The organism is Metasolibacillus sp. FSL H7-0170, assembly GCF_038593115.1.
GTDB lineage: Bacteria > Bacillota > Bacilli > Bacillales_A > Planococcaceae > Metasolibacillus > Metasolibacillus fluoroglycofenilyticus.
The window spans coordinates 1,388,143-1,413,597 of sequence record NZ_CP151964.1; the positions used below are offsets into that span (position 1 = coordinate 1,388,143).

Annotated in this window: 23 protein-coding genes; 2 read left to right on the forward strand and 21 right to left on the reverse strand. The window is 41.5% G+C overall.

Annotated elements, in window-relative coordinates; all coding sequences use genetic code 11:
• Positions 1-45 precede the first annotated feature (45 nt).
• From ffh to recG, 11 genes are all read right to left on the reverse strand, one after another.
• Entirely contained in the window at positions 46-1,404 is a 1,359-nt protein-coding gene (ffh, locus tag MHH70_RS06630; RefSeq protein ID WP_066169956.1) for a signal recognition particle protein, read from the reverse strand.
• A 13-nt stretch (positions 1,405-1,417) separates the two neighbouring features.
• Positions 1,418-1,750: a putative DNA-binding protein gene (locus MHH70_RS06635; RefSeq protein ID WP_342472868.1), complete on the reverse strand. Its 333-nt coding sequence runs from the start codon at positions 1,748-1,750 to the stop codon at positions 1,418-1,420.
• Positions 1,751-2,034: 284 nt separating this feature from the next.
• Positions 2,035-3,246 (reverse strand): signal recognition particle-docking protein FtsY, encoded by a 1,212-nt coding sequence (gene ftsY, locus MHH70_RS06640; RefSeq protein WP_066169950.1) that lies wholly within the window; start codon positions 3,244-3,246, stop codon positions 2,035-2,037.
• Between the two features lie 2 nt (positions 3,247-3,248).
• Positions 3,249-6,821 (reverse strand): chromosome segregation protein SMC, encoded by a 3,573-nt coding sequence (gene smc, locus MHH70_RS06645; RefSeq protein WP_342472869.1) that lies wholly within the window; start codon positions 6,819-6,821, stop codon positions 3,249-3,251.
• A 1-nt stretch (position 6,822) separates the two neighbouring features.
• Entirely contained in the window at positions 6,823-7,584 is a 762-nt protein-coding gene (gene rnc / locus MHH70_RS06650) for a ribonuclease III (protein ID WP_066169944.1), read from the reverse strand.
• Between the two features lie 155 nt (positions 7,585-7,739).
• Entirely contained in the window at positions 7,740-7,976 is a 237-nt protein-coding gene (gene acpP, locus MHH70_RS06655) for an acyl carrier protein (RefSeq protein ID WP_042471856.1), read from the reverse strand.
• Between the two features lie 136 nt (positions 7,977-8,112).
• Complete coding sequence (gene fabG, locus MHH70_RS06660; protein WP_342472872.1) at positions 8,113-8,856, reverse strand: 3-oxoacyl-[acyl-carrier-protein] reductase; 744 nt, start codon at positions 8,854-8,856, stop codon at positions 8,113-8,115.
• Complete coding sequence (fabD, locus tag MHH70_RS06665; protein WP_342472873.1) at positions 8,856-9,800, reverse strand: ACP S-malonyltransferase; 945 nt, start codon at positions 9,798-9,800, stop codon at positions 8,856-8,858. The genes fabG and fabD overlap by 1 nt, the downstream gene beginning before the upstream one ends.
• Positions 9,800-10,804: a phosphate acyltransferase PlsX gene (gene plsX, locus MHH70_RS06670; RefSeq protein WP_107942273.1), complete on the reverse strand. Its 1,005-nt coding sequence runs from the start codon at positions 10,802-10,804 to the stop codon at positions 9,800-9,802. The genes fabD and plsX overlap by 1 nt, the downstream gene beginning before the upstream one ends.
• Positions 10,801-11,379 (reverse strand): transcription factor FapR, encoded by a 579-nt coding sequence (gene fapR / locus MHH70_RS06675; protein ID WP_066169932.1) that lies wholly within the window; start codon positions 11,377-11,379, stop codon positions 10,801-10,803. The genes plsX and fapR overlap by 4 nt, the downstream gene beginning before the upstream one ends.
• A gap of 93 nt (positions 11,380-11,472) precedes the next feature.
• Entirely contained in the window at positions 11,473-13,515 is a 2,043-nt protein-coding gene (gene recG, locus MHH70_RS06680) for an ATP-dependent DNA helicase RecG (protein WP_342472874.1), read from the reverse strand.
• A 379-nt stretch (positions 13,516-13,894) separates the two neighbouring features.
• On the opposite strand from recG, the gene MHH70_RS06685 reads away from it, so the two are divergent.
• Positions 13,895-14,269 carry a hypothetical protein gene (locus MHH70_RS06685; RefSeq protein ID WP_066169924.1) on the forward strand — a complete coding sequence of 125 codons (375 nt, stop codon included), beginning with the start codon at positions 13,895-13,897 and terminating at the stop codon, positions 14,267-14,269.
• Positions 14,270-14,462: 193 nt separating this feature from the next.
• Here the strand turns inward: MHH70_RS06685 and sdaAA are convergent, their stop codons facing one another.
• The 4 genes from sdaAA to MHH70_RS06705 form a co-directional block, all read right to left on the reverse strand.
• Positions 14,463-15,359, reverse strand: a complete 897-nt coding sequence (gene sdaAA, locus MHH70_RS06690; protein ID WP_066169921.1) for an L-serine ammonia-lyase, iron-sulfur-dependent, subunit alpha — start codon at positions 15,357-15,359, stop codon at positions 14,463-14,465.
• A gap of 12 nt (positions 15,360-15,371) precedes the next feature.
• Positions 15,372-16,034 carry an L-serine ammonia-lyase, iron-sulfur-dependent subunit beta gene (sdaAB, locus tag MHH70_RS06695; protein ID WP_066169918.1) on the reverse strand — a complete coding sequence of 221 codons (663 nt, stop codon included), beginning with the start codon at positions 16,032-16,034 and terminating at the stop codon, positions 15,372-15,374.
• 280 nt (positions 16,035-16,314) lie between these two features.
• Positions 16,315-17,958, reverse strand: a complete 1,644-nt coding sequence (locus MHH70_RS06700; protein WP_342472876.1) for a DAK2 domain-containing protein — start codon at positions 17,956-17,958, stop codon at positions 16,315-16,317.
• An 18-nt stretch (positions 17,959-17,976) separates the two neighbouring features.
• A complete protein-coding gene (locus tag MHH70_RS06705; RefSeq protein ID WP_066169912.1) occupies positions 17,977-18,339 on the reverse strand; it encodes an Asp23/Gls24 family envelope stress response protein in 363 nt (120 codons plus the stop codon).
• Positions 18,340-18,666: 327 nt separating this feature from the next.
• Here MHH70_RS06705 and rpmB point away from each other — a divergent pair, with 327 nt between their 5' ends.
• A complete protein-coding gene (gene rpmB, locus MHH70_RS06710) occupies positions 18,667-18,855 on the forward strand; it encodes a 50S ribosomal protein L28 (protein ID WP_004227417.1) in 189 nt (62 codons plus the stop codon).
• 214 nt (positions 18,856-19,069) lie between these two features.
• Here rpmB and MHH70_RS06715 read toward each other — a convergent pair whose 3' ends face one another.
• The 6 genes from MHH70_RS06715 to rlmN all read right to left on the reverse strand — a co-directional run bounded on the left by MHH70_RS06715 (position 19,070) and on the right by rlmN (position 25,454).
• Positions 19,070-19,717, reverse strand: a complete 648-nt coding sequence (locus MHH70_RS06715; RefSeq protein ID WP_066169909.1) for a thiamine diphosphokinase — start codon at positions 19,715-19,717, stop codon at positions 19,070-19,072.
• The gene (gene rpe, locus MHH70_RS06720; RefSeq protein WP_342472877.1) at positions 19,714-20,382 is read right to left on the reverse strand and encodes a ribulose-phosphate 3-epimerase; all 669 of its coding nucleotides are present in this window, start codon (positions 20,380-20,382) and stop codon (positions 19,714-19,716) included. Before rpe ends, MHH70_RS06715 begins: the two co-directional genes overlap by 4 nt.
• 2 nt (positions 20,383-20,384) lie before the next feature.
• On the reverse strand, positions 20,385-21,266 hold the full coding sequence (rsgA, locus tag MHH70_RS06725; RefSeq protein ID WP_066169903.1) for a ribosome small subunit-dependent GTPase A: 882 nt from the start codon (positions 21,264-21,266) through the stop codon (positions 20,385-20,387).
• 324 nt (positions 21,267-21,590) lie between these two features.
• Positions 21,591-23,552 (reverse strand): Stk1 family PASTA domain-containing Ser/Thr kinase, encoded by a 1,962-nt coding sequence (gene pknB / locus MHH70_RS06730; protein WP_107942267.1) that lies wholly within the window; start codon positions 23,550-23,552, stop codon positions 21,591-21,593.
• A 3-nt stretch (positions 23,553-23,555) separates the two neighbouring features.
• The gene (locus tag MHH70_RS06735; RefSeq protein WP_066170309.1) at positions 23,556-24,305 is read right to left on the reverse strand and encodes a Stp1/IreP family PP2C-type Ser/Thr phosphatase; all 750 of its coding nucleotides are present in this window, start codon (positions 24,303-24,305) and stop codon (positions 23,556-23,558) included.
• Between the two features lie 9 nt (positions 24,306-24,314).
• The gene (gene rlmN, locus MHH70_RS06740; protein WP_066169897.1) at positions 24,315-25,454 is read right to left on the reverse strand and encodes a 23S rRNA (adenine(2503)-C(2))-methyltransferase RlmN; all 1,140 of its coding nucleotides are present in this window, start codon (positions 25,452-25,454) and stop codon (positions 24,315-24,317) included.
• Between the last annotated feature and the right edge of the window lies 1 nt (position 25,455).

Genomic DNA, 25,455 nt, shown 5'->3' on the forward strand with positions numbered 1-25,455 from the left:
TGTTTGTGTTGTTTGTAAAGTGTTTTTTCTTAACACCTAAAAATTTTATTTGAACAATGAGTCTAAACCAGGTAATTTCATCTTTTTCTTTCCTTTTCCAGATGCCATCCCTGTCATTTGCTTCATCATTTTTTTCATATCCTCAAATTGTTTCAATAAGCGATTCACTTCTTGAATTGACGTACCTGACCCTTGTGCAATACGCTTTTTGCGACTTGAATTAATAATTTCAGGATTTGTTTTTTCAGCCGGTGTCATCGAGTAAATGATTGCTTCAATGCGCCCCATTTGCTTTTCATCGACTTGTACATTGTCCATTCCTTTTACTTTATTCATGCCAGGAATCATTTTTAATAATTCATCAAGTGGACCCATTTTTTTCAGTGCCTGTATTTGTTCGATGAAATCGTCGAATGTAAAGCTTTGCGTTAAAAACTTTTCTTCTAGCTCCTTCGCTTTTTCCATATCGACATTTGCCTGTGCTTTTTCAATTAATGATAGCACATCACCCATCCCTAAAATACGGCTTGCCATACGCTCTGGATGGAATGATTCAAGCGCGTCCATCTTTTCACCCATACCGACAAATTTAATCGGCTTCTCTGTCACAGCACGAATCGATAACGCTGCACCACCACGTGTGTCACCATCAAGCTTTGTTAACACAACGCCGGTAATACCTACAGCTTCATTAAAGCTCTCTGCAACATTCACAGCATCCTGCCCTGTCATCGCATCTACAACTAAAAAGACTTCGTCTGGCTCTTTTAATGCACGAATATCCTTTAACTCCTGCATTAGCTCCTCATCGATATGCAAACGTCCTGCTGTATCGATAATAACAACATCTAAATGTTCTTCTTTCGCATGAGCCAATGCTTGTCGCGCAATTTCCACAGGTGAAACATCCGTCCCTAATGAAAAGACAGGTAATGCTAGCTGTTTCCCTAATGTTTGAAGCTGTTGCACGGCTGCCGGACGATAAACGTCAGCTGCTACTAAAAGCGGCTTACGATTATACTTTTTACGCAAAACATTTGCAAGCTTACCAGTTGTCGTCGTTTTACCAGCACCTTGCAAGCCAACCATCATAATGACAGTCGGTGGTCTTGAATTAAATTTGATTGGGCTTTGCTCGCCCCCCATCAGCTCTGTTAATTCATCCTGTACGATTTTAATAACTTGCTGGCCTGGTGTTAAGCTTTTCATTACTTCCGAACCGACAGCACGCTCACTTACTTTTTTTACGAATTCTTTTACAACCTTCAAGTTTACGTCCGCTTCAATTAATGCCATTCGGACTTCGCGCATCATTTCTTTTACGTCTTGCTCCGTTACTTTCCCTTTACCTGTAATCTTTTGAATCGTTCCTTGGAGCCGTTCTGCTAATCCTTCAAACGCCATTCGCCGTTGCCCCCTAATCCACTTCTTTCAGTTGTTCAATCAGTGTTAATTGTTCTTCAAGCGTCGTCTCCTGCTGTAGCGCCTTTGTCAGTTGTTCAAGTACTTTTTGACGCTCTTGAAACTTCTCCAACAACTGTAGTTTATCCTCATATTCTTCAAGCATCGCTTCAGTGCGACGTATATTATCATAAACTGCTTGACGAGACACTTCATACGACTCTGCAATTTCGCCTAAGGAGTGATCGTCTAAATAATACAGTTCCATATAACTGCGCTGTTTATCTGTCAATAATGCTTGATAAAAGTCGAAGAGAAAATTCATGCGTGTTGTTTTTTCCAGTAGCATTTTACTCTCTCCATTCATAATTTCTCTCTTGTATCATATGATGTTTCTCAATGTCCGTCAAGGAAAATCCCTTTATATCGCATACTTCAAGCGGGTTTATTAGCTGGCACTCGTGCATTCCGATTTTATTCCATGTTTTCGGAGATTTATTCCACGTTTTTTCGGTTTTCTTCTACGTTTTCAGCAGTTTATTCCATGTTTCTCTCATTTTCAAAGAGTGTTCTCTCTATCTATTAATGAGCAAATATTTTACCAAAACACCATCCGTTAGCGTCCGACTCTGCTTACTCTTCGATTTGCTCTAGTTCTTTCTCCAAGCCTTCTGCAAATAGCCCATATACATAGCGCTCTGCATCGAAAGGTTGGAGGTCATCCATTTTTTCACCCAAGCCTACATATTTCACAGGGATATGTAGCTTGTTGCGAATCGCTAAGACAATACCGCCCTTTGCTGTACCATCTAGCTTTGTTAAGACGATACCTGTTACATTTGTAACATCCTTAAACATTTGTGCCTGTACAAGCGCGTTTTGACCTGTTGTTGCATCTAATGCTAGCAATACTTCATGTGGTGCATTTGGAATTTCACGTGAAATAACACGGTGTACTTTTTCTAGCTCATTCATTAAGTTTACTTTATTTTGCAAACGCCCCGCTGTATCGCAAATTAAAACGTCCGCATGGCGGTTTTTGGCTGCGCGAATCGCATCATACATCACGGCTGCTGGGTCTGAGCCCTCCGCTTGTTTAATCACTTCACAGCCTACGCGGTCGCCCCATACTTGTAACTGGTCAATCGCCCCGGCACGGAACGTATCGCCCGCTGCAAGCATCACCGTTTTTCCTTCTGATTTTAATCGGTGTGCAAGCTTACCAATTGTCGTCGTTTTTCCGACACCGTTTACACCGACAAATAAAATAACTGTTAGCTCACCTTTTGGCTGCATCTGAATCGTCGTTAAATTCTCTTCACCCGCTTCATAAATTTCTACAAGCTTCTCAGAAATTACCGCTTGAATGCCCGCTGTATCTTTAATGTTTTTACGCTGTACTTCAAAGCGTAGCTTATCCATCAATTCCATCACTGTTTCAAAGCCAACATCTGCCTGTAACAGCACATCCTCTAATTCCTCGAAGAAGTCCTCGTCTACTTTACGGTAGCGTGCTACCAAATCATTTACTTTTGAAGTAAAGGAATTACGTGTTTTTTCAAGGCCTGCTTTAAATTTTTGTGTAATTGACCATGCTGATGGTTTTTCCTCTTCGACAGGCTGTTCTTCTGCGTCCTCCACAATCGCCAGTGGCTGTTCCACGATTATTTCAGGCTCCACAGCTGTTTGTTCTACCGTTTCCATTACTTCAGATGGTTGTTCATTTTCTATAACCTCGGCAACAGCCTGCTCTTCGCTTTGCTCTTCTAGCTGCTGTCGTTCCTTTAGCTGTTCTTCCTCAGCGCCGCCTATTAATTTTTCCTTTAATCGTTTAAAAAAACTCATCTTTATGTCCCGCTCCTTTGTTCTACTAATTCAACCTCTTCTAGCTTCACCGATACAAGTTTCGAAACACCCGATTCCTGCATCGTAATACCGTATAATACGTCTGCACCTTCCATTGTGCCTTTTCGGTGGGTAATCACGATAAATTGCGTTTGCTCGCTAAATTTTTTTAAATATTGACTATAGCGCATCACGTTCGATTCATCAAGAGCTGCCTCCACTTCATCTAAAATACAAAACGGCACAGGGCGCGTTTTTAAAATGGCGAATAGTAGAGCAATTGCTGTGAGTGCACGTTCTCCCCCAGATAAAAGGCTTAAAGTTTGCAATTTTTTCCCGGGTGGCTGTGCAACAATATCAATACCTGTTTCAAGTATATTATTTTCATCAAATAATATTAAGTCTGCTTGCCCACCACCGAATAATTCGCGGAATACAATTTTAAATTGCGCACGAATCGCTGTAAATGTGCTCGCGAAGCGCATCTTCATTTCCTCATCCATTTCCTTAATCGCTTCCTGCAATGTTTCTTGTGCTTCCACTAAGTCATTGCGTTGCTCTGTTAAAAATGAATGGCGCTCCTGCACTCGCTCATACTCCTCAATAGCCGCTATATTCACCGGTCCGAGCTCCTCGATTGACAGCTTTAATAAACGCACTGTTCGACGCATCTGCTCAATATCATCAATCGCTATCGCAGCCTCTTGTGCCTCTTCATAGCTTAACTCGTATTGCTCCTCTAATTGCTGTTCTAGTGTTTCTAACTCGTATTGTGTACGGTTGCGTTTTAATTCCAATGTGCGCAACGCATCAACAAAGCCTTTATGAACTCTTGATAGTTCTTGTAAGCTTTGCTCAAGGATTGTCGATTGCTGTTGATAAGCAGTCCTTGCCTCACGCTCTGTTTGAATAACATTTGTTAAGTCTTGCTTCTTCACAGTCCAATCAATGACTGCCTGTTCAATTTCCTCTATTGTTGGGCCAGCTCCCTCTTCGGATTGTAGCCATTTTATTTCTCGGGAAATATTTTCGCATTGTTGCTGTATTTTCGAACGCTTTAACGCAATGTCAGCTGCTGTTGCTTGCAATTGTGTTAGCTGTTCGCCAGCTACTGCTAGCTCTGAACGTTTTTGTGCTGATTGCTCCCGCAAAGCGTCCTTTTGTGTATCACTATAAACCTTCGCCTCTGTCAACTGCTCTACCTGCTCATTAATCTTTGCAAGTTCTATTGTAATTTGCTGCAAGCGCTCCTGTGCTTGATGCTGTTGTTGAGCTAGCTGCTCTTTACGTGTTGCTGCTGAACTGTGCTCCGAGGAAGACAAGGCAACTGTTTGTTGTAAATTTTTCTCTTGTACTTCGAGCTCTACAATTTTTGTTTTATGTTGCTGCAAAGCACTTTGCAAGCTGTTTTGAGTTAGCTTAATAGCATCTGCCTGCTCAGCTAATGTCGTCACTTGCGCTTTCAATTTAGCAACCGTTTGCTCTGCTGTTACAATATTTTTTTCAAGCTCTGAAAGCTTTTCGACAAGTGTATCGAGTTCTAACTTACGAGAAAATACAGATGATTGCTGCTTCATTGCTCCACCTGTTAACGAGCCACCCGCATTGACGATGTCGCCCTCTAAAGTAACTACTCGGTATTTATAATTGCATAGTCGCGCAATTTGACTAGCACCTTGTAAATGCTTTGCTACAATAACGTTACCTAGTAAGTTTTGGATAATTATTTGGTTCGAAATGTTATATTGCACTAATTCATCTGCAAAGGAAATAAATGCTGGGTGCTCCGCCACTTGTGGCAATTGCTCTGCATAAATTTTACGTGACCTCATAACAGTTTTTGGTAAAAATGTTGCTCGCCCAGCTCTGCGCTGCTTGAGCCAGCTAATCGCTTGCTGTGCGTGCTGCTCGTTTTCTGTCACGATATGCTGAGATGCTGCCCCTAATGCCGTTTCAATTGCGGCAGTGTATTGCCCTTCAATTTGGAGTAATTCAGCAACTGCACCGACAATGCCAGTTAACTGCCCACCCTCACGTGCCAATAAAATTTCTTTAACTCCCTGGAAGAAGCCCGAGAAATCAGCTTCTAGCTCCGCTAACGTTTCCTTACGTGCCTTTAATTGCTGATGGTGCTGGTACGCTTTGTAAAGCAATGCTTGCTTCTCATCAAGCTGATTCGTCGCTGAGCTGATTTCCATTTCTAGCGCTTCGAGCTGTGTCATTTGCCCATTATATTTAGCATCTAATTGTGTTAATTGCTCAATTTCGTTCTGCTTCAATGTCTGCACTTGCTGAAGCTCTTTTTCAGCTTCCTCTGAACGCCCTGTCATACGTAAGGCCGTTTCTTGATGCTGTGTTAATTGCTGCTCAAGATGCTTTAATTCGTTTTTAGTCGTTGCCTCTTCATTTAACAAATCAATATAATGATTTTTTGCCTGCTCAATATCCGCCTCTATTTCTGCTACAGATTTCGTTAATGATTGCTCTAGCTGTTTAATGGCTTGTTTGAGCTGTTGAACCTGCTTTTGCTTTAAAATGAATTGCTCTTTATTAGCTGATTCCTGCTGTATGAGCTGTTGCTCTTCCTCATTAGTCTGTACCAAAGATAATTGCAATTGCTGTAAGTGCTTCTCCGCATTTTGGCGCTTTTCATTGACAAGTGCCTTACGCCCTTCCCAGCGTTCTACTTCCGTACTTGCCTCAATCAATTGCTCCTGCGACTGGTCAAGCGCCTCATCAATTAGCTTTAATTGCGTGCGTATATCTCGCAATTGCTTATTTTTTTCTGCCATTTCACCTGCATGCTGCTGCTCGGTTTGTGCTAATTTTGTATATTCAATATCTGCTACCTGCAATGAACGGTAGCATTCCGTTAAATCATGAGCAATCAGCGCGATATCTGCATCCTTTAATTCTGCGGTCATGCGCAAATAATCCTTAGCAGCCGAGGCTTGCATTTGCAACGGCTCTAAGCGACTATTTAGCTCATGTAAAATATCTAATACTCTGTGTAAGTTTTCATCTGTTTCAACAAGTTTAAATTCTGCCTTTTTTTTGCGTAGCTTGTACTTTAATACACCTGCCGCTTCTTCGAAAATGAGGCGACGGTCCTCTGGTCGACTATTTAAAATTTCGTCTACTCGTCCTTGCGAAATAATAGAAAATGCTTCTTTTCCTAGCCCAGAGTCCATAAACAAGTCCGTAATATCCTTCAGGCGACACTGCTGGTTATTAAGCAAATATTCACTCTCACCTGAACGATACACACGTCTCGTTACACTTATTTCTGTATACGGTACAGCAATTCGCTCGTCTTGATTGTCCAAAACTAATGTTACTTCCGCAAAATTCAATGGTTTTCTTGAATCACTTCCCGAGAAAATGACATCCTCCATTTTTGCGCCGCGCAGCGACTTTGCAGATTGCTCACCTAGCACCCAGCGAATAGCATCTGTCACATTACTTTTGCCGCTTCCATTTGGACCAACGACAGCCGTTACACCTGGTACAAAATCAACGCCTATACGCTCAGCAAAAGATTTAAAACCAATTACTTCAAGTCGCTTCAGAAACACTTTATGCATCCTCCTGCTCTAGCTGTTTAAATGCATTCATGGCACTTTGCGCAGCTTGCTGTTCCGCCTCTTTTTTCGATTTCCCGCGTCCAATCCCAAGCTCCTGATCATTCAATAGCACGCGAGAAATGAAAGTACGATTATGGGCTGGCCCCTTTTCATCAACAATTTCATAGTGGAGTGGTCCATTGTTTGTTTGCTGAACCATTTCCTGAAGCTGACTTTTAAAATCCATCACATGCGAAAAAGCACCGACTTCTATTTTAGGAAATACGACACGCTCTAAAAATGCGACAACATTGTCTAAGCCTTGGTCTAAATAAAGAGCGCCAACGAATGACTCAAAAACGTCTGCTAATAATGCTGGACGCTCCCGCCCTCCTGTTAGCTCCTCACCTTTACCTAATAAAACAAACTGACCAAATTGCAGTTCATTCGCGAAAACAACCAGTGACGGCTCACATACTATTGAGGCACGAAGCTTTGTTAGTTCTCCCTCACTCATTTGAGGGTATTTTTCGAATAAATATTTAGATACGGAAAGCTCTAATACGGCATCTCCTAAAAATTCTAAGCGTTCGTTGTCTGTGTATAGCTTGCGTCGATGTTCATTCACATAGGATGAATGGGTAAATGCTTGGTACAATAATGCTGTGTTGTGAAATGAAATACTTAACTGCTGCTGTAAAGCCTGAAATTGATTTTTTACTTTTTCTGAAAATATGCCTGCCTTGTGCTGGCTTCCTTTTTTTCTAATCGTCATGCACATTCTGCCTTCCTAGTAGTTTCTAACTTTAAGTGTACAATGGAATAGCGGTTTTTTCAAAGGTGTAGCCGTAATTATTTTATTCAGCCTTCAAAAAGAAAAAGAGGCTGTGTTTATCGCCTATTTATGCGACAAACACACCTCTATATTCATTAGTTAACTTTGCTCTCAATATAGCTGATCGCATCACCAACTGTTGCGATTTTTTCAGCATCTTCATCAGAAATTTCCATGTCGAACTCATCTTCTAATTCCATTACAAGCTCAACTACATCTAATGAATCTGCGCCTAAATCGTCGCGGAAAGAAGCTTCTAATTTTACTTCGCTCTCTTCAACGCCTAGACGATCAACTACTACTTTTGTTACACGCTCTAAAACTGTAGACACATCGGTCACCTCCCCTCAAAGATATGCAGCAACCCCTTACTCAACCGTTCCGCTCTCAGCATAAAAAAATGTGCTTCTGCGGTTACTCGTCGCAATAAATATTGCTGAATCCAGATAAAAAATTGCTTATTTTCCACTACATTACCATGCCACCATCAATATGCAATGTTTGTCCTGTAATATAACCCGCTGCGTCTGAAGCGAAAAATACAACAGCCTTTGCAATGTCCTCTGGCTGCCCAAGCTTCGCTAAAGGAATTTGTGCAAGCATCGCTGCTTTTAATTCTTCTGGCAGCTCATCTGTCATTTCCGTCGTGATAAAGCCCGGTGCAATGGCATTCACTAAAATATTACGGCTTGCTAACTCCTTCGCCGTCGTTTTCGTTAAGCCTATAACACCTGCTTTTGCTGCAACATAATTTGCTTGTCCTGCGTTGCCAGCTACGCCTACGATAGATGAAATATTAATAATGCGTCCACTACGCTGTTTCATCATTTGACGTGTTACAGCTTTCGTACATAAAAAGACGCCTTTTAAATTCGTGTTCATCACATCATCCCATTCGTCTTCTTTCATACGCATTAGCAAATTGTCACGCGTAATTCCTGCGTTATTTACTAATATATCAATTGAGCCGAATGTTTCCAATGTTTTATTCATTAATTGAGTGACTGATTCTGCATCCGCTACATTTGCCTGTACTGCAATCGCCTCGCCGCCAGCTGCTTGAATTTGCTCTACTACTTGTAGTGCACGCGCTTCACTACCACTATAATTGACAACTACCTTTGCACCTTGCTTTGCTAACTCTAGCGCAATTGCTTGACCGATACCGCGTGACGCACCTGTCACAACAGCCGTTTTATTTTGTAATGTCATTATGCCCACCCCTTTGCCGCATCTAATAATGCTTGTAATGATTGTTCATCATATACACAATGTACCTCTGCTGCGCGGTCAATTTTCTTGACTAAGCCTGATAACACTTTGCCGGGTCCGCATTCTACAAAAACAGTAACGCCTTGCTCTAATAGTGTACGCACATTTTGCTCCCATAGAACTGGGCTCACAACTTGCTCAACCATTTCGCGGCGAATTGCTGCCTCCTCCGTTAAAAGTGCCGATGTTACATTGCTAACTACAGGAATTGCTGGCTGTTGAATCGTAAGCTGCTCAACTGTTCGTGCTAGCTTATCCGCTGCTGGCTGCATTAAGCTTGAATGGAATGGTCCGCTCACGACAAGAGGGATTGCACGCTTTGCCCCAGCCTCCTTTGCTGCAGCACAGGCTTTTTCAACACCTGCTTTTGTACCCGAAATAACAATTTGCCCAGGACAGTTTAAATTTGCTAATTGTACGGCATCGCCCGCTACCGATACAGCCTCACATACCGTTTTTAAAGCCGACGCCTCTAAACCAAGAATCGCCGCCATTGCACCTTGTCCTGCTGGCACTGCTTCATCCATATAAAGGCCACGTTTATGTACTGTCGCCACTGCCTCATCAAATGTCATTACTCCCGCAGCAACAAATGCGCTATATTCTCCTAATGAGTGCCCGGCTGTATAGTCTGGGCGAATGCCAACTTCCATAATTTTATTAGCAATCATCACACCTGTTGTCAATAATGCAGGCTGTGCATGATATGTTAATGTTAGCTCCTCCTGCGGGCCATTTAACATTAAATTTGTCAAAGAAAAACCAAGCACCTCATCCGCACGCTCATAAAGCGCCTTACTCGCTGCTGTCGTTTCAACAAATTCTGCCCCCATCCCTACTTGCTGCGAGCCTTGTCCAGGAAAAATAAAAGCGATTTTTGTCATTAGTCGTTCTCCTTTACTTGTTGCTGTTTTGCAATTGCGTCCTTAATTGTTGCACAAACATCATGTTCCACCATCATATGGGCTTGTCGAATTGCGCTATAAATCGCTTTCGCATTTGATGAGCCATGTGCCTTTATGACAGGTGCCTGTAAACCAAAAAGCGCGGCACCACCATATTCTGTATAATCCATTTTATCCTTTAGTGACTTTAAATCATTTTTCACGAGCATTGCTGCAAATTTTGATTTCGTTGTCGCCATAAGCGCTTCCTTGAGCATTGAAAAGATTGTGCCTGCTGTTCCTTCCAATGATTTCAAAACCATATTACCAGTAAAGCCGTCCGTTACGACAACATCAGCTACACCATTCAATAACTCACGCGCCTCCACATTGCCTTCAAAGTTTAACTCTGTTTCTTTTAATAGAGTGAAAGCCGCCTTTGTTAAATCATTTCCTTTATTATCTTCTGTTCCTATATTCAATAAGCCAACACGCGGTGCTTTTTGTGAGCGTACTTTTTTGACATAAATATCGCCCATAATCGCGTACTGCTGCAAGTGCTCAGGCTTGGCCTCTGCATTGGCTCCTAAATCTAGCATTAAAAAACCATTGCCATCAACTGTTGGCAATGTTGTCGCTAAAGCGGGACGAGCAACTCCCTCTATGCGTCCCACCTTATATAAGCCACCAGCCATTAATGCACCTGTATTTCCTGCTGATAGACAAGCATCTGCCTCGTTCGTTACAACAGCATCAAGAATTTTCGCCATAGAGGAATCTTTTTTACGACGAACAGCACGCGCTGGGTCGTCATCTCCCTCCACTACTTCTGAGCAATGAATTACTTTAAGACGTGGGTGCTCTTTTAAATAGGGTGCCATCTTTTCTTTTTGACCATATAATTGAATTTCAATTGTTGGGAAGTCCTCTAATGCAAGAAATACCCCATCAATAATTGACTGTGGAGCATTGTCGCCACCCATACCATCTATTGCTAATTTCATGTTGTTTCACCTACACCTTTCGTACGGTACATTTCAAACTCACCTAGAAATACAATTTCATTTTCTACTGTCGACTGCACATCGACATATGTACGATTTTTCACCTTATCCTCAGCACGTACGGTTGCCTTCGTCACAACACGGTCACCCGCTTTTACAGGTTTAACAAACGCAACATTCGATTTAACAGTAAGTGCCAATTCATCATTAATAACAGCTACTGCTAATGAATTTGCCTGTGCAAACAAATGATGTCCTCGTGCGATGCCGTTGCGCTGAAAAACGTGCTCCTCCTTCACATCGAAAATGGAAAGTGCGCGTTTATCTAATTCTATATCTATAATTTCCCCAATGACTTCGTCTAATGGTAAAGATTTCACTTCATTTTCATAGTTTTTAGCTGCTACATCTTTAATGCGCTCTCGCAGCTCTGGAATTGCCAACTCCATGCGATCTAAACGAATCGTTTGTACACTAACACTAAACTTAGCAGCTAACTGATCATCTGTGACGAATGGGTTATCTGCAATTGTTTCGACTAATAATTGTTGGCGTTCCTTTTTCGTTCTTTTCATCGTCACTTGTCACCTACCCATTAGTATTAGAACTTGGTACTAATACCAGTATACATTTTCAAAAATAAGAACGCAACCATTTTTCTTTTCTCGCTAATCAATCCGCTCACCATATAACACACCGCGCGCTTCCAATCTGTTACGCAGCGGCTTATATTCCCCTTCCGTCCAAAATGCCTCGCTATGCACTAGGCGCTCGGCATCCTGTCTCGCTACATCGAGCGCTCGATAATCATGCGCTAAATCTGCCATTTTAAACTCAGGTAAGCCACTCTGCTTTTTGCCAAAGAAATCCCCAGGCCCTCTCAATTCTAAATCCTTTTCAGCCAATTTAAAGCCATCATTCGTTTCTGTCATAGAACGCATGCGCTCCTGCCCCTCATCCGATTTCGGGTCAGCGATTAACACACAATAAGATTGATGCTCTCCACGTCCAACACGCCCACGCAGCTGGTGTAACTGAGCTAAACCGAAGCGCTCTGCATCGTAGATTGTCATAAAGCTAGCATTTGGCACATTGACACCGACTTCAACAACCGTTGTCGAAACAAGTACATCTATCTCACCATTGCTAAATGCCCGCATGATTTCATCCTTTTCAGTAGAGGTAAGTCGTCCATGCATTAAACCAACAGTAAAACGCCCTGCAAAATAGGCTGTCAGCTGATTATAGGCATCTACTGCGTTTTGAACGTCTAACTTATCTGACTCCTCAATTAACGGACAAATAACATAAGCCTGCCGTCCATTCTCAAGCTCCGTTTGCATTTTTTTTAACACTGAGCCGAGCTGCTCCTCCTTAAGCCAATGCGTTTCAATCTCCTTACGCCCTGCTGGCAATTCATCAATAACCGATACGTCCATCTCACCAAACACTGTAATCGCTAAAGTACGTGGAATTGGCGTCGCCGTCATAAATAGCACATCAGGATGCTCCCCTTTATCACGCAATATACGACGTTGCTCCACACCGAAGCGATGTTGCTCATCCGTAATGACAAAACCTAATTTATGAAAAGTTACATCAGGCTGTATTAAAGCGTGCGTTCCAATTAAAATATCTATTTCTCCTGCCGCTAATTGCTCTAGTAAAATGCGGCGCTCCTTCGTTTTTGTTGAACCTGACAAAATCGCAACGCGCACACCAACTGGTTCAAACCACTCTTGTAGTGACTGTGCATGCTGTTCAGCTAAAATTTCTGTTGGCGCCATTAATGCTCCTTGATAACCTGCTGTCACCGCTGCATATAAACCAATTGCTGCTACAACTGTTTTTCCAGAGCCTACATCTCCTTGCAAGAGGCGATTCATGCGCTGCGCTAACTTTAAGTCTTTGCATATCTCATTTACTACACGCTTTTGTGCAGAAGTAAGCTCATACGGCAATGTTTGAATAAAAGCGCGAAGCTTTTCAATGTCGTAATTAATTTCAAGCCCTCGCTCCGCCTCTTTTCGACTTTTACGTAATGCTTGAATACCTAACTGAAACTCCAATAGCTCCTCATAAACAAAGCGGCGCCGAGCTTGCTTCGCATGCGCTGCATCCTTTGGAAAATGCACGCCCTCCAAAGCTTCATGAACGTCAAGTAGCTGGTATTGTGAACGCAAATTTTGAGGTAAACTATCTTCAATATCTGTCGCTAAATCAAGCGCCTGTCGCATATATTTACGAAAGCGCTTTTGCTGGATTAAGCCACGTAAGCTATACACAGGCTCAAAATCAATCTGCTCCGTTTTCGGTCCAAATGTTACAGTGGAGCCGACAATAACTTGGCGCCCTCGATCCCATTTGCCTGTTACAGTGACAATAGTTCCCGGTAGCAATCTTTGACGCAAATAACCTTGATTAAAAAATACCGCCTTTACTAAATGTCGTCCTGCGCGTACTGCAACAGTTAAGCGCTGCTTATTTTTCCCTAGAAACATGACAGAGGGCATCGATTCGACCGTTGCCTCAATCGTTACGCGCTCATTATGCGGCGTTTCTGCCAAATCCTTCAGCCGAAAATCCTCGTGTCGATACGGGAAGGTCCAAATTAAATCGCCGACCGTTTCAATATGCAGTGACTGCAAATGTTCCGCTGTTTCCTTGCCAATGCCTTTCAGTGTTGATACAGGGTCGTTAAAGCTTGTCAAATCGCATCCCTCCTTCACTTAGTGAGTTGTTAAATAAGACGTGTTGATTAACCTTTATTCCACAGAGAATACCTAGCAATTCGCTGTTTTCCTTGACGTGTGGACGCTTTCCTCTGATACTGCTTCAACTAATTTATATCGGCGAATGCCGAAATAAATGGATTTCAGCTTGAGTGACCACAGGATGAGGTGCTCTTAGACCGAGTTCCTTTACGCCGCCCTCCACTTCAATTAACGAGTATTTGCCCAATAAGAAGCATTCCTCCATATAAAACACGTCTATTAATAGATAATTTTCATATAATCAACACGTTTATTGTTAAATATTTTCATCGTTCTATATAATTATTATACTACATACAAACAAAAGGAGATTCCAATGAACGACACTTCCCAACACATCGCAACGACCGTTTGGCATATAGATGTCGCTACATGCCAAACGATTCGTAATAGCGATAAAAAACTTGCTGCCATTACTTCAACTGACGGCACTCACCATATGCTAAAAGGTGAACGATACAATAATGATAATATGCAAAAAATTTGCTCCTTTGCAAATGAGCTGTCTGCAATTTTACCTGTCACAACATACTTAAAAACAGGTACAGGTGGCTATACTTTTGCAGAACAAAATATGATTTGTACGCTTGAGCATACACTTTCAGGAACAGCTATTGATTGTTTAACCGATTTGCATATTTTAAATGAAACATTACATATTTTACACAATCCTATTTCTAGCACTCTATAAGATTTCGGAAATTACTGAAAAAGTTCATTTTATTTTGACAACACATTTTCAAAGAAGTTCACTTTAATCGCATGCGTATACATCTCACTAAAACATGCTCGCGGCTGTGCAAGATTTTTTGGCAACAACTAGCTGTTTTTTGCACTAAAAAAGCTTTCGGGAAAACTAGTCTCTCCGAAAGCTTTTTAAATTTTTATTGTCCTTGCACAACTGCACCGCCAAAAATTTTGGCTGCTAGTGCTTTGCCTGTAGGCGTCGCAGCTAGTCCACCACGAGCCGTTTCTTTTAAGTCTGGATTCATCGATTCACCGATACGATACATAGCACCAATTACCTCATCACAAGGGATGCGGCTTGTAACACCAGCTAATGCCATATCTGCCGCAACAATTGCATTCGATGCCCCCATCGCATTACGTTTCACACATGGCACTTCAACTAAGCCCGCAACTGGGTCGCAAACAAGCCCTAGCATATTTTTCAAGGTAATTGCGAAGCCTTCTGCACATTGCTGCGCTGTACCTCCTGCCATTTCTACAATAGCTGCTGCTGCCATACCAGCCGCTGAACCAACCTCTGCCTGACAGCCACCAGCCGCTCCTGAAATTGAAGCATTATTCGCTACAACAAAACCAAATGCTCCTGATGTGAATAAATAACGAATCATTTGCTCACGAGTCGGATTTAATTTATGTTGAATGGCAAATAATGTACCCGGCACAACACCTGCTGAACCCGCTGTCGGAGTTGCGCAAATTGTACCCATTGCAGCATTTACCTCGTTTGTTGCAACCGCTTTACTTACCGCATCTAGTAATAAATCCCCAGCTAACGATTTACCAGAGGCAATATATTTTTGCAATAGTACCGCGTCGCCTCCTGTTAAGCCTGTAACAGAATGCACCCCCTGTAAGCCGCGCTCTACAGCCTCCTCCATTACCGTCAAATTGCGGTCCATTTGTGCCATAATATCGTCACGCGAACGCCCTGTCATAAGCATTTCCTGCTCAATCATAATTTCAGAGATGAGCTTTCCTTCTTGCTCTGCACGTTCTACTAATTCGCGTACATTTTGAAATAATACGTCCATTTTGCTCACTCCTTAGTTATTAATTCTTGATACCTTTGTAATATGCGGAATATATGAAATTTGCTCTAGCACACGGTCTTCGATATTTTGGTCAACTTCAATTACCATTAACGCAGTTAAACCACGTTCAATACGTGATACTTCCATATGTCCGATGTTAACATCGTGCATTGCTAAGCAATTAGCAACATTGGCAATGCAGCCCGCACGATCATCATGCACAACTAAAATTGCAGGCATACCACCTGTTAGACGAAGTTTGAAACCGTTTACTTCACTAATTTCAATTTTCCCTCCGCCAATCGAAATGCCTTCCACACTCATTTCGTTGTCATCATCCCCCATAACAATGCGCGTTGTGTTCGGATGCTCTTTATGCGCCTCCTCTGGAATAAATTCAAAGGTTAAACCCGCTTTTTTCGCATCCTCAAATGCCGTTTTAATACGCTCATCATACGTATCATAATCTAATAAACCACCAACAATCGCCACATCTGTTCCGTGCCCACGATACGTCTCTGCAAATGAGCCATACAAATGAATTTTCGCCCATTTTGGCTGGCGGCCGAATAAATCCCTTGCTACACGTCCAATTCTCGCCGCGCCTGCTGTATGTGAGGATGAAGGGCCAATCATGACAGGACCGATAATATCAAAAACGGAAGTAAATTTCATAACCGTTCCTCCTAAAAAAATGTGTTGTTTACTATGTAGTGTAACAGAATTATGACATAGACACAAAATATACTTATTTTCATGACACTATTTTTAAAAACGTCGGAAATCAATATGTTATTTTAAGCTTATGAGCGAATTTTTCTGGTTTATGAGCGAATTTGCATCTCTTATGAGCGATTTCACACGTTTTATGAGCGAATCAGGACTTTTCAACTATAATAAAAAACCGATTTCTTCTTAATATTTAAAGAAGAAATCGGTTTTTCGATGTTCTGTTCTATTCTACTGACAAAATAAATGGATATAGCGCTTGCTTACCTTCAACAATTTCCACTTCTGCATCGGGGTAACTTTCCTCGATAAATGCTGCTAATTGTGAAGCATTATCTGCTGTTGCGTCTTCACCGTAAATAATTGTGATGATTTCTGCATCTTCGTCAACAAGTGATATGACAACAGTTTGTGCCGCTTCCATTAGTGTCGGTGTCGATAAAACAATTTTGCCTTCTGCCAATGCCATAAAGTCGTCCTTGCGAATTTCTACACCGTCAATTGATGTGTCGCGCACCGCAAATGTGACTTGACCTGTTTTAACATGTGCAAAGCTCTCTGTCATATTCGCTTGATTTTCCTCGACAGTGCTTTCTGGATTGAACGCTAAAATAGCCGCCATCCCCTGAGGAATTGTTTTTGTTGGTACGACCGCCGCTTCAATATCTAACAGCTCTACGGCTTGCTCCGCTGCCATAATGATATTTTTATTGTTCGGTAAAATGACAACACGCTCTGCACCGATTTCCTTCACTGCTTTAACGATATCCTCTGTCGAAGGATTCATTGTTTGCCCGCCTTCAATAACATAGGATGCGCCGATTGAACGCAGTAAGTTAGCTACACCTTCCCCCATTGCAATCGTTACAACAGCGTAAGGATGCTGCTGGGCTTTTGGCGCTGTCGCAACCGACGCTTCACCTACAATTGCAGAATGTTGCTCCCGCATATTATCAACTTTAATTTTAATTAAGCTACCATATTTTTGACCTGCCGCGAGAACCGCACCCGGGGTTTCTGAGTGAATATGCACCTTCGCAATTTCGTCATCAGAAATGACAAGCAAGGAGTCTCCCATTGGATTTAGCTCTTGACGGAATTGCTCCTCATTAAATGGCTCTTTATCCGCTTCAAAGCGCACCATAATTTCCGTACAATAGCCGAATTCGATATCTTCTGTATTCATAAAGTCCTGCACACGATGATGCTCCGCATTAATTAAGTCATCTAAAGAAGATTCATTTTTTTGTGGTAGTGGCTCGCCTTTGAGAGATGCAAGGAAACCTTCGTAAACGAATAGCAAGCCTTGTCCACCGCTATCCACAACACCTACTTCCTTCAATACAGGAAGCAGCTCCGGCGTACGTGCAAGAGAAGCCTTCGCTTCTGCTACAAGCGCTTCCATTACAATAATGATATCATCTTCATCCTGCGCTACTTCAACAGCTTTTGCTGCCGCTTCACGAGCTACCGTTAAAATCGTCCCCTCAACAGGCTTCATTACGGCCTTATACGCTGTATCTACACCCGCTTGGAAAGCATCAGCAAAATTGATTGCATCAATTTCCTGCTCATTTTCAATTGCTTTGCTAAAGCCGCGGAATAATTGCGATAAAATAACACCTGAGTTACCGCGTGCTCCCATTAATAAACCTTTTGCTAACCCTTGCGCTGTTTTTCCGATATGCGCCTGCGCTTGTGCTTCTGTTTCCTTCGCACCTGATGACATAGATAAATTCATGTTCGTTCCTGTATCGCCATCTGGCACTGGGAATACATTTAACGAATCTACATAAGCCGCATTTTGGTATAAATGATGCGCACCCATTTGTACCATTTCTGCGAATTTTATTCCGCCTAAAGACTTCATTAGATTGATTTCCTCCTCTTACACATTCATCACGCGAACGCCTTGCACGAAAATATTAACCGACTTCACGCTCATACCCAATGTTTTATTTACTGTATATTTGACTGTTGACTGAACTTGGTAAGCAATTTCAGAAATTTTTGTACCGTAGCTTACGATAATATACATATCAATATGTAAATCTTCGCCTTCTTGACGAACTATCACACCTTTTGTAAAGTTCTCTTTACGTAAAATATCTGTTAATCCATCTCGAATTTGATGCTTGCTTGCCATCCCAACGATTCCATAGCATTCTACCGCTGCTCCACCTGCGATTTGTGCAATCACATCGTTCGCAATATCGATTTGTCCGAATTCATTGTGGATTTCTATTGACATAAATACGCCCCCTAAGCACTTTTAGACTACTCTTTATTGTACTACATAAACAATAATTATAAAAGAAAACGCAGTGATTCGTCTAGTGTGCTTTATATAAAGTGCTTCAAAAAGTAAGTCTAATAGTTAGAAAATCGACATTTTATCAGCTATGAATACAAATGTAAACTTATCTACAAACAAATTTTCAGGTGTAAAGGTTTTTTTCTTGAAAGGTTGTTGAAAAATTGTTGCACTCGCATAGAGTCTATGTTAAATTAATATGGTATGTGAAATATCGAACTGAAATAAATTGCTTTCAGATTCAACTGTAGGGAGGGAATTTACATGCCAAAACAATGTGTTATTACTGGCCGTAAAGCTCGTACAGGCAACAACCGTTCACACGCAATGAACGCTAACAAACGTACTTGGGGTGCTAACCTTCAAAAGGTTCGTATCTTAGTTGACGGTAAGCCAAAGCGCGTATGGGTTTCTGCTCGTGCATTAAAATCAGGTAAAATTGAGCGCGTGTAATCGCGATAAAAAACATCGACTACAAAAGTGGTCGATGTTTTTTGTTATACATACAAAAATGCAAAAGGGCTATAGGGAAAGACAGACTTGCACCTGCTTTCCCTATAGCCCTTTAATTTTTCTTCTCTCTCTTAAATAACTTTATACACGCACGTGTCATTGAGCTAATAAACTTCGGTAACTGAAATGTATATACCTTCACACTCGCTCCCCCTTAATCGGCACTTCTTATCATTAAACATATGCCAGAGGTAAAGGTAATATGCGCCTCGCCTATAATCTCATTGCTTGTAAAGCGCGATGACCATAAGCTAATTTCTTCATTCGTTGTTTCATATTTCACACCGCGCAATGTTACATTTTGCACAGCTTCGCCATAGGCAAAAAAAGATAAATAAGGATAATCTAAATTGTCTTGAATTGTGTGTGTGCCTGGCACCAAAAAGCGTAGCTGATTATGAAGATTATGAATCTCAAAAACAATATGCGGGTATGTCTGCTGAAGCCTACACACCGTCCTTAGTACCGCCTCGTAATGATCTAGACGCCCACCTGTGACACCTGTTAGTACGATTTTTTCTGGCTTATAGGTAATAGCTTTTAGCAAGGCTAAATCCGTATCTGTTTCATCCTTTTCGGCAGCGTATATTTCAATTGGCACGCCTGCCTGTGTCAATTTTTGACGCTCGCTTACTGTGATAGAGTCTAAATCTCCGACAATTACGGCTGGCTGAATCCCTCGTTCTAATAAACGATAAGCTCCGCGGTCAGCACCAATAAAAATAGTGTCCTCTTCATCCATAAAAGGCTCAAATGAACAAAGCTCCTCGCTTGGTCCACCTGAGCAAATTACGGCAATCATCGCACGTATGCCGCTTCACCGGCTGCTTTAATTTGTTGTAATGCAGCTGCGCGGTCCTCTTGATTATAAATAGCAGAGCCTGCTACAAAAATATTGGCACCAGCCTCAGCACACGGAACGATTGTTTCTGCTGTTATACCACCGTCGATTTCGATATCGATTGTTAAGCCGCGCTCCTTAATAATTTTTGATAGCGCTGCAATTTTAGGCACAACAGATGAAATAAACTTTTGTCCGCCAAAGCCTGGATTAACTGTCATAAACAATACCATATCAATATCCTCTAAAACGTGTTGAATTGATTCGATTGGCGTATGTGGGTTTAATACAACCCCGGGCTTCACACCATATGAACGGATTAGCTGAATTGTGCGATGCAAATGGCGACACGCTTCTACATGGACCGTAATATAATCTGCGCCCGCTTTCGCAAACTGTTCGATGTATTGGTCTGGGTTTTCAATCATTAAATGAACATCGAGCGGTAATGATGTCAAAGGGCGAATCGCATCAAGTACGATAGAGCCAAATGAAATATTCGGAACAAAGTGGCCATCCATTACATCAATATGAATAAGCTCTGCGCCAGCAGCCTCCACTTCCTTTACCTCTTGTCCTAATTTCGCGAAATTCGCAGCTAAAATAGATGGTGCAATTTTAATCATCTTTAATACCTCGGCTTTCGTTCCATAATTTCTTGTAAAAATTGTTCATAGTGCTCATAGCGATATGGGCGAATTTCTCCTGTTTCAAGTGCTTTCTTAATTGCACATTTTGGCTCTTTCATATGTAAGCAGCCACGGAATTTACACTGCTCACTTAATCGTAAAAATTCAGGGAAGCATGCTGTTAATTCCTCTTTGTCAATCATGTCAAAATCAAAGGAGCTAAATCCAGGGGTATCCGCAAGCAAGCCATTCCCAACTTCAATTAATTCGACATGACGTGTTGTATGCTTCCCCCGCCCTAAGCTTTGTGAAATTTCGTTCGTTTTTAGTTGTAATTCAGGCAGCAATGTATTTAATAACGTCGACTTGCCAACACCGGATTGTCCTGCTAAAACGCTTACTTTTTCTTCTAACAACGGATACAATCTGTCCATGAGCGAACCGTCATTTTGATACGTCGTTAAAACAGTATAGCCTATCGCTTCATAGTCAGCAATTAATAGTTGAAGCTGCTCCGCTTCATCTCCTGCTAGCAAATCCGTTTTCGTTAAGCAAATAACAGGCTGAACGGAAAATGATTCTAACACAACTAAGAAGCGGTCTAATAATAATGTATTAAAATCAGGCTCCTTGACAGAAAAAACTAAGATTGCTTGGTCGATATTAGCAATTGGCGGTCGCACAAGCTCATTTTTTCGAGGGTGAATTTTCATAATATAGCCGTCTGATTCACCCTCCTTTGTATAATCAACAATATCTCCGACGAGCGGAGATTCGCCGCGATTGCGAAACACGCCGCGCCCACGACATTGAATTAACTCTTCATCTTGATAAACATAGTAATAGCCACTTAATGCTTTACGAATTTGGCCTTGCGCCATCAAATGCCTCCTTTATTCCGTAGTAATAGCCTATAAAGTGAAAATTCAATCAGTAAGGGTTTTCCTCACCCCCACTGATTGTGAGTTGAACCAATCAGGCTTTTACGGGCAGTTCATCTTCAACTTATCCTTAAGACCATTTTCACTTAAGCCTTGAAATGGGCGTCTTACTGCCCATCAATGCGGGATAAAAATTCATTTTCAGTCAATATTCTCTTGTGAGAGTAGAAGAAGCATACCTTTTTCAGCTTCAAGTAGCTACCATCTTAAAAGTCGGCTCCTTTCGCTGAAGATAAGGCAATACAATTTAATCTAAAAGCTAGATTAGTTCGGTAAACTATCGAATGGTATCGTTCTTTCGGCAATTTTGAATGAATCACGATCTATGCGGTAAGCAGCAGAGCTTCCTTCCTCAATCGTTAGCTCAATACGATAGCTCGTCGACTCCGTAATCGTTAATGTGTCGTACAGCTCGGACATCGAATTATTTTTGTCTTGAATATAAATATGGACGATTTGCTCCGTTCGCTCCTCCTCGCCCTCTTCATTGAATGTCGGCTCATAAGGGATATTTATGGATTCCGTAAAGAATTTTTCCTTTTTAGCAGGTGGTCCTTTTGATAGAACGACCTCTAGTGTTCCACCTTCCACTATCTCCTCTCCCTCTTTCGGGGTATGGGAGATTACACTACCAGCCGGAATCGTTTCAGACGTTTCCTCCCCAACGACACGCCATTGTATATTATGGCGCTTTGTATATTCTTCAAGTGCCGCACGTGAGAAGGTAGCAAGATTGTCTATGCTAATCATTTTTTTCCCTTCGCTAATAACAAGTGTAACCGTTGTTTCTCCTACAATAATTTCCTCGCCAGCTTGTGGCTCCTGACGAATAATCGTCCCTGCCTCGACCTCACTATTTTCATATTCCAATTTGTAATCCTTAAAATTTTCAAGCAATGTAGTTACTTGCGAAAGCTTTTGGTCTACGTAGTTGGCCATTTTGGAAGTTTCTGCCCCTTGGCTAACGATTAGCTTTATTTCCGTACCTTTTACTTTCAAAGTACCCGTTCTTGGATTTGTTTCAATAATTGTATCTTTTTCGATTTCCTCATGATTTCGCTCTTCGATTTCACCAACGACGAAGCCTAAATTTTCAAGCTCTTGCGTTGCTTCCTCAACTGTCATACCAATTATCTCTTTCGGAATTTCAACTTTTTTCGGCTTCATGAAATAAATTGCAGCAACTGCTATTATAGCTAACAGGGCAATGCTAGCTGCAATTAGCGGCCACTTCTTCCTCTTTTTTGGCGGCGATTGCTGCTCTAAAGGAGGTGATTTTTTCACGGTCTTCATCTGCTTCGTTTCTGCAATATCATGCACCGGCATTTTTTCATCTTTAATAATCGGTAAAATTTTCGTTGCATCATTATCAAAAGGTAAAATAAATTTAGGTTCATGAATGCGCTCTGCTGATAGACATGTTTCTAAATCCTGCTCCATTTCCTCAGCATTCGCATAGCGATGATTTGAATCTTTTGCCGTAGCCTTTAACACAATATTTTCCACGCTTTGTGGAATCGAACCATCAAATGCACGAACAGAAGGTGTTTCCGCCTGCAAATGCTTCAAGGCAATAGCTACCGCTGATTCACCTGAAAACGGTAATTCCCCTGTTAATAGCTCGTAAAATACAATACCGAGTGCATAAATATCGGATTTTTCTGTTGCTATACCGCCACGCGCCTGTTCTGGGGATAAATAATGTACCGTTCCAATCACTGAATTCGTCTGCGTGTAGCTCGTTGCACTTAAGGTTGTCGCAATTCCGAAATCTGTAATTTTTACATTTCCATCTAAATCCATCAAAATATTTTGCGGCTTAATATCGCGATGAATAATGCCATTTTCATGTGCATGTGCAATCGCTGATGTAAGCTGCTTCATAATATGAACGCTTCGTGCAGGCGATAAAGGCGAAAACTCCTGTATGTATTGCTTTAGCGTTTTGCCCTTAATATATTCCATGACAATATAATGCATATCGCCATCTTCGCCAACATCATAAATGCTAACAATATTGGAGTGTGTAAGGCTTGTTGCCGAAAGTGCTTCACGCTGAAATCGGCGATGTAATTCTTCTTCATTTGTAAAATCATAACGCAAAATTTTAATCGCTACATCGCGGTTTAAAATCATATCGTGGGCCAAATAAACATTGGACATCCCACCACCGCCAATTAGTTCTATAATTTTATAACGATCACTAATTCTTTTGCCGATAATCATCCCTTACACCTCCCTATCCTCTAGCGTCAACAAAATAAGTGAAATATTATCCTCGCCGCCTAGCTCATTTGCAAGCTGTACAAGCTTTTTCCCCTTTTCCTGTAAGACGAGCGGCAACGTAATTAATGCTGCCATTTCATGTAGGCTAAGCTTATCACTTAAACCATCTGAGCAAATAAGTAAATAGGAATCCTGCTGCAGCTCCATGCTATAAAAATCAGCTTGAATTGTTAGCTCTGTACCTAAAGCTCTTAAAATAAAGTTTTTTTGCGGATGGTGCTGTGCTTCTTCCTCGCTAATTTCACCATTATCTACTAATACATTGACATAGGAATGGTCACGTGTAATGAGCTCGCCATCCTCCGTCGTAAAATGGTAGACGCGACTATCACCGATATGAGCAATTGTGCAGTGAGCACCATCAATCACAACGGCGATAAGTGTTGTCCCCATCCCTTTACAGCCTTCATGTGATAATGAATAATGATAAATGTCTTCGTTTATTTGTGATATTACGTTATTTAACCATTGCTGCCTCGCCTCTTCTGTCGCTAATTCGGCAGCTTCCACCTGTAAAAATACACGCTGTAATGCGGTAATTGCCATTTCACTAGCTACATCACCTGCATTATGTCCGCCCATACCGTCAGCTAAAACCGCTAGCTTATACTGATCTAGACGTTCACAAAAAGCTACTCGATCCTCATTTTCCGAACGCTTTAAGCCAACATCACTTTCAACTGTAAAGTTCACATTTTCCACCTACTTTGTTTCTTGTGCTCGCTCCTTTGCACGCAGCTGTCCGCAGGCTGCATCAATATCCGAGCCATGTTCGCGACGAATTGTCACGTTAATTCCGTGCTTCTTTAATGTTTTTTCAAAATCAAAAATTTGATTGCGTGGTGTTCTTACATAATTGCGCTCAGGAACATAGTTAACAGGGATTAAGTTGACATGACATTTTATCCCTTTGATTAACTTCGCTAACTCCTCTGCATGCTCAATAGAATCATTTTCTCCACCGAATAAACCATACTCGAAGCTGACACGACGCCCTGTTTTCTTCGTATAATAACGAATTGACTCCATTAATTGTTCCAGCTTATAGGCACGCGCAATTGGCATGAGCTTTTGACGTAATTCTTGGTTCGGTGCATGTAGTGAAAGTGCAAAATTGATTTGTAGCTGCTCGTTTGCAAAATCATAAATTTTCGGCACAATACCTGATGTCGATACAGTAATATGGCGCGCACCGATATTCAATCCTTTTTCATCATTAATTACTTTTAAGAAGTTCATCATCGCCTCGTAATTATCAAATGGTTCCCCAATCCCCATAATTACGATATGACTAACACGCTCGTCTACTTCATCCAAAGCCTGCTGTACTTTCACCACTTGCTCCACAATTTCGCCCGCAAGTAAATGGCGCTTTAAACCGCCTAAAGTAGAAGCACAAAACGTACAGCCGATGCGACAGCCCACTTGTGTCGTTACACAAACGGAATTACCATAATCATGGCGCATTAATACCGTTTCAATTGAATAGCCATCTTGTAGCTGGAATAAAAATTTGATTGTTCCATCTTTTGATTCCTGTTGAATAATTGTTTCCAAAGTCGTCAAGGCAAACTGTGCGTCTAATTTCTCACGCAATATCTTTGACAAATTCGACATTTCCTCAAATGTTTTTACACGCTTATGATATAACCAATCATAAATTTGCCCTGCGCGAAATGCTTTTTCTCCATTATTAACTAACCACTCTTGCAACTGTTCAGGACGCAATGAATAAATCGATTCCTTTAATTGTGGCTTTTCTTTTTTCTCACGGCGTGTGGGTTTTTCTTCTGCTTCCTCGACTAAGTCTAAAATGCGCTCATCGAATTTGTTTTGGTCCATA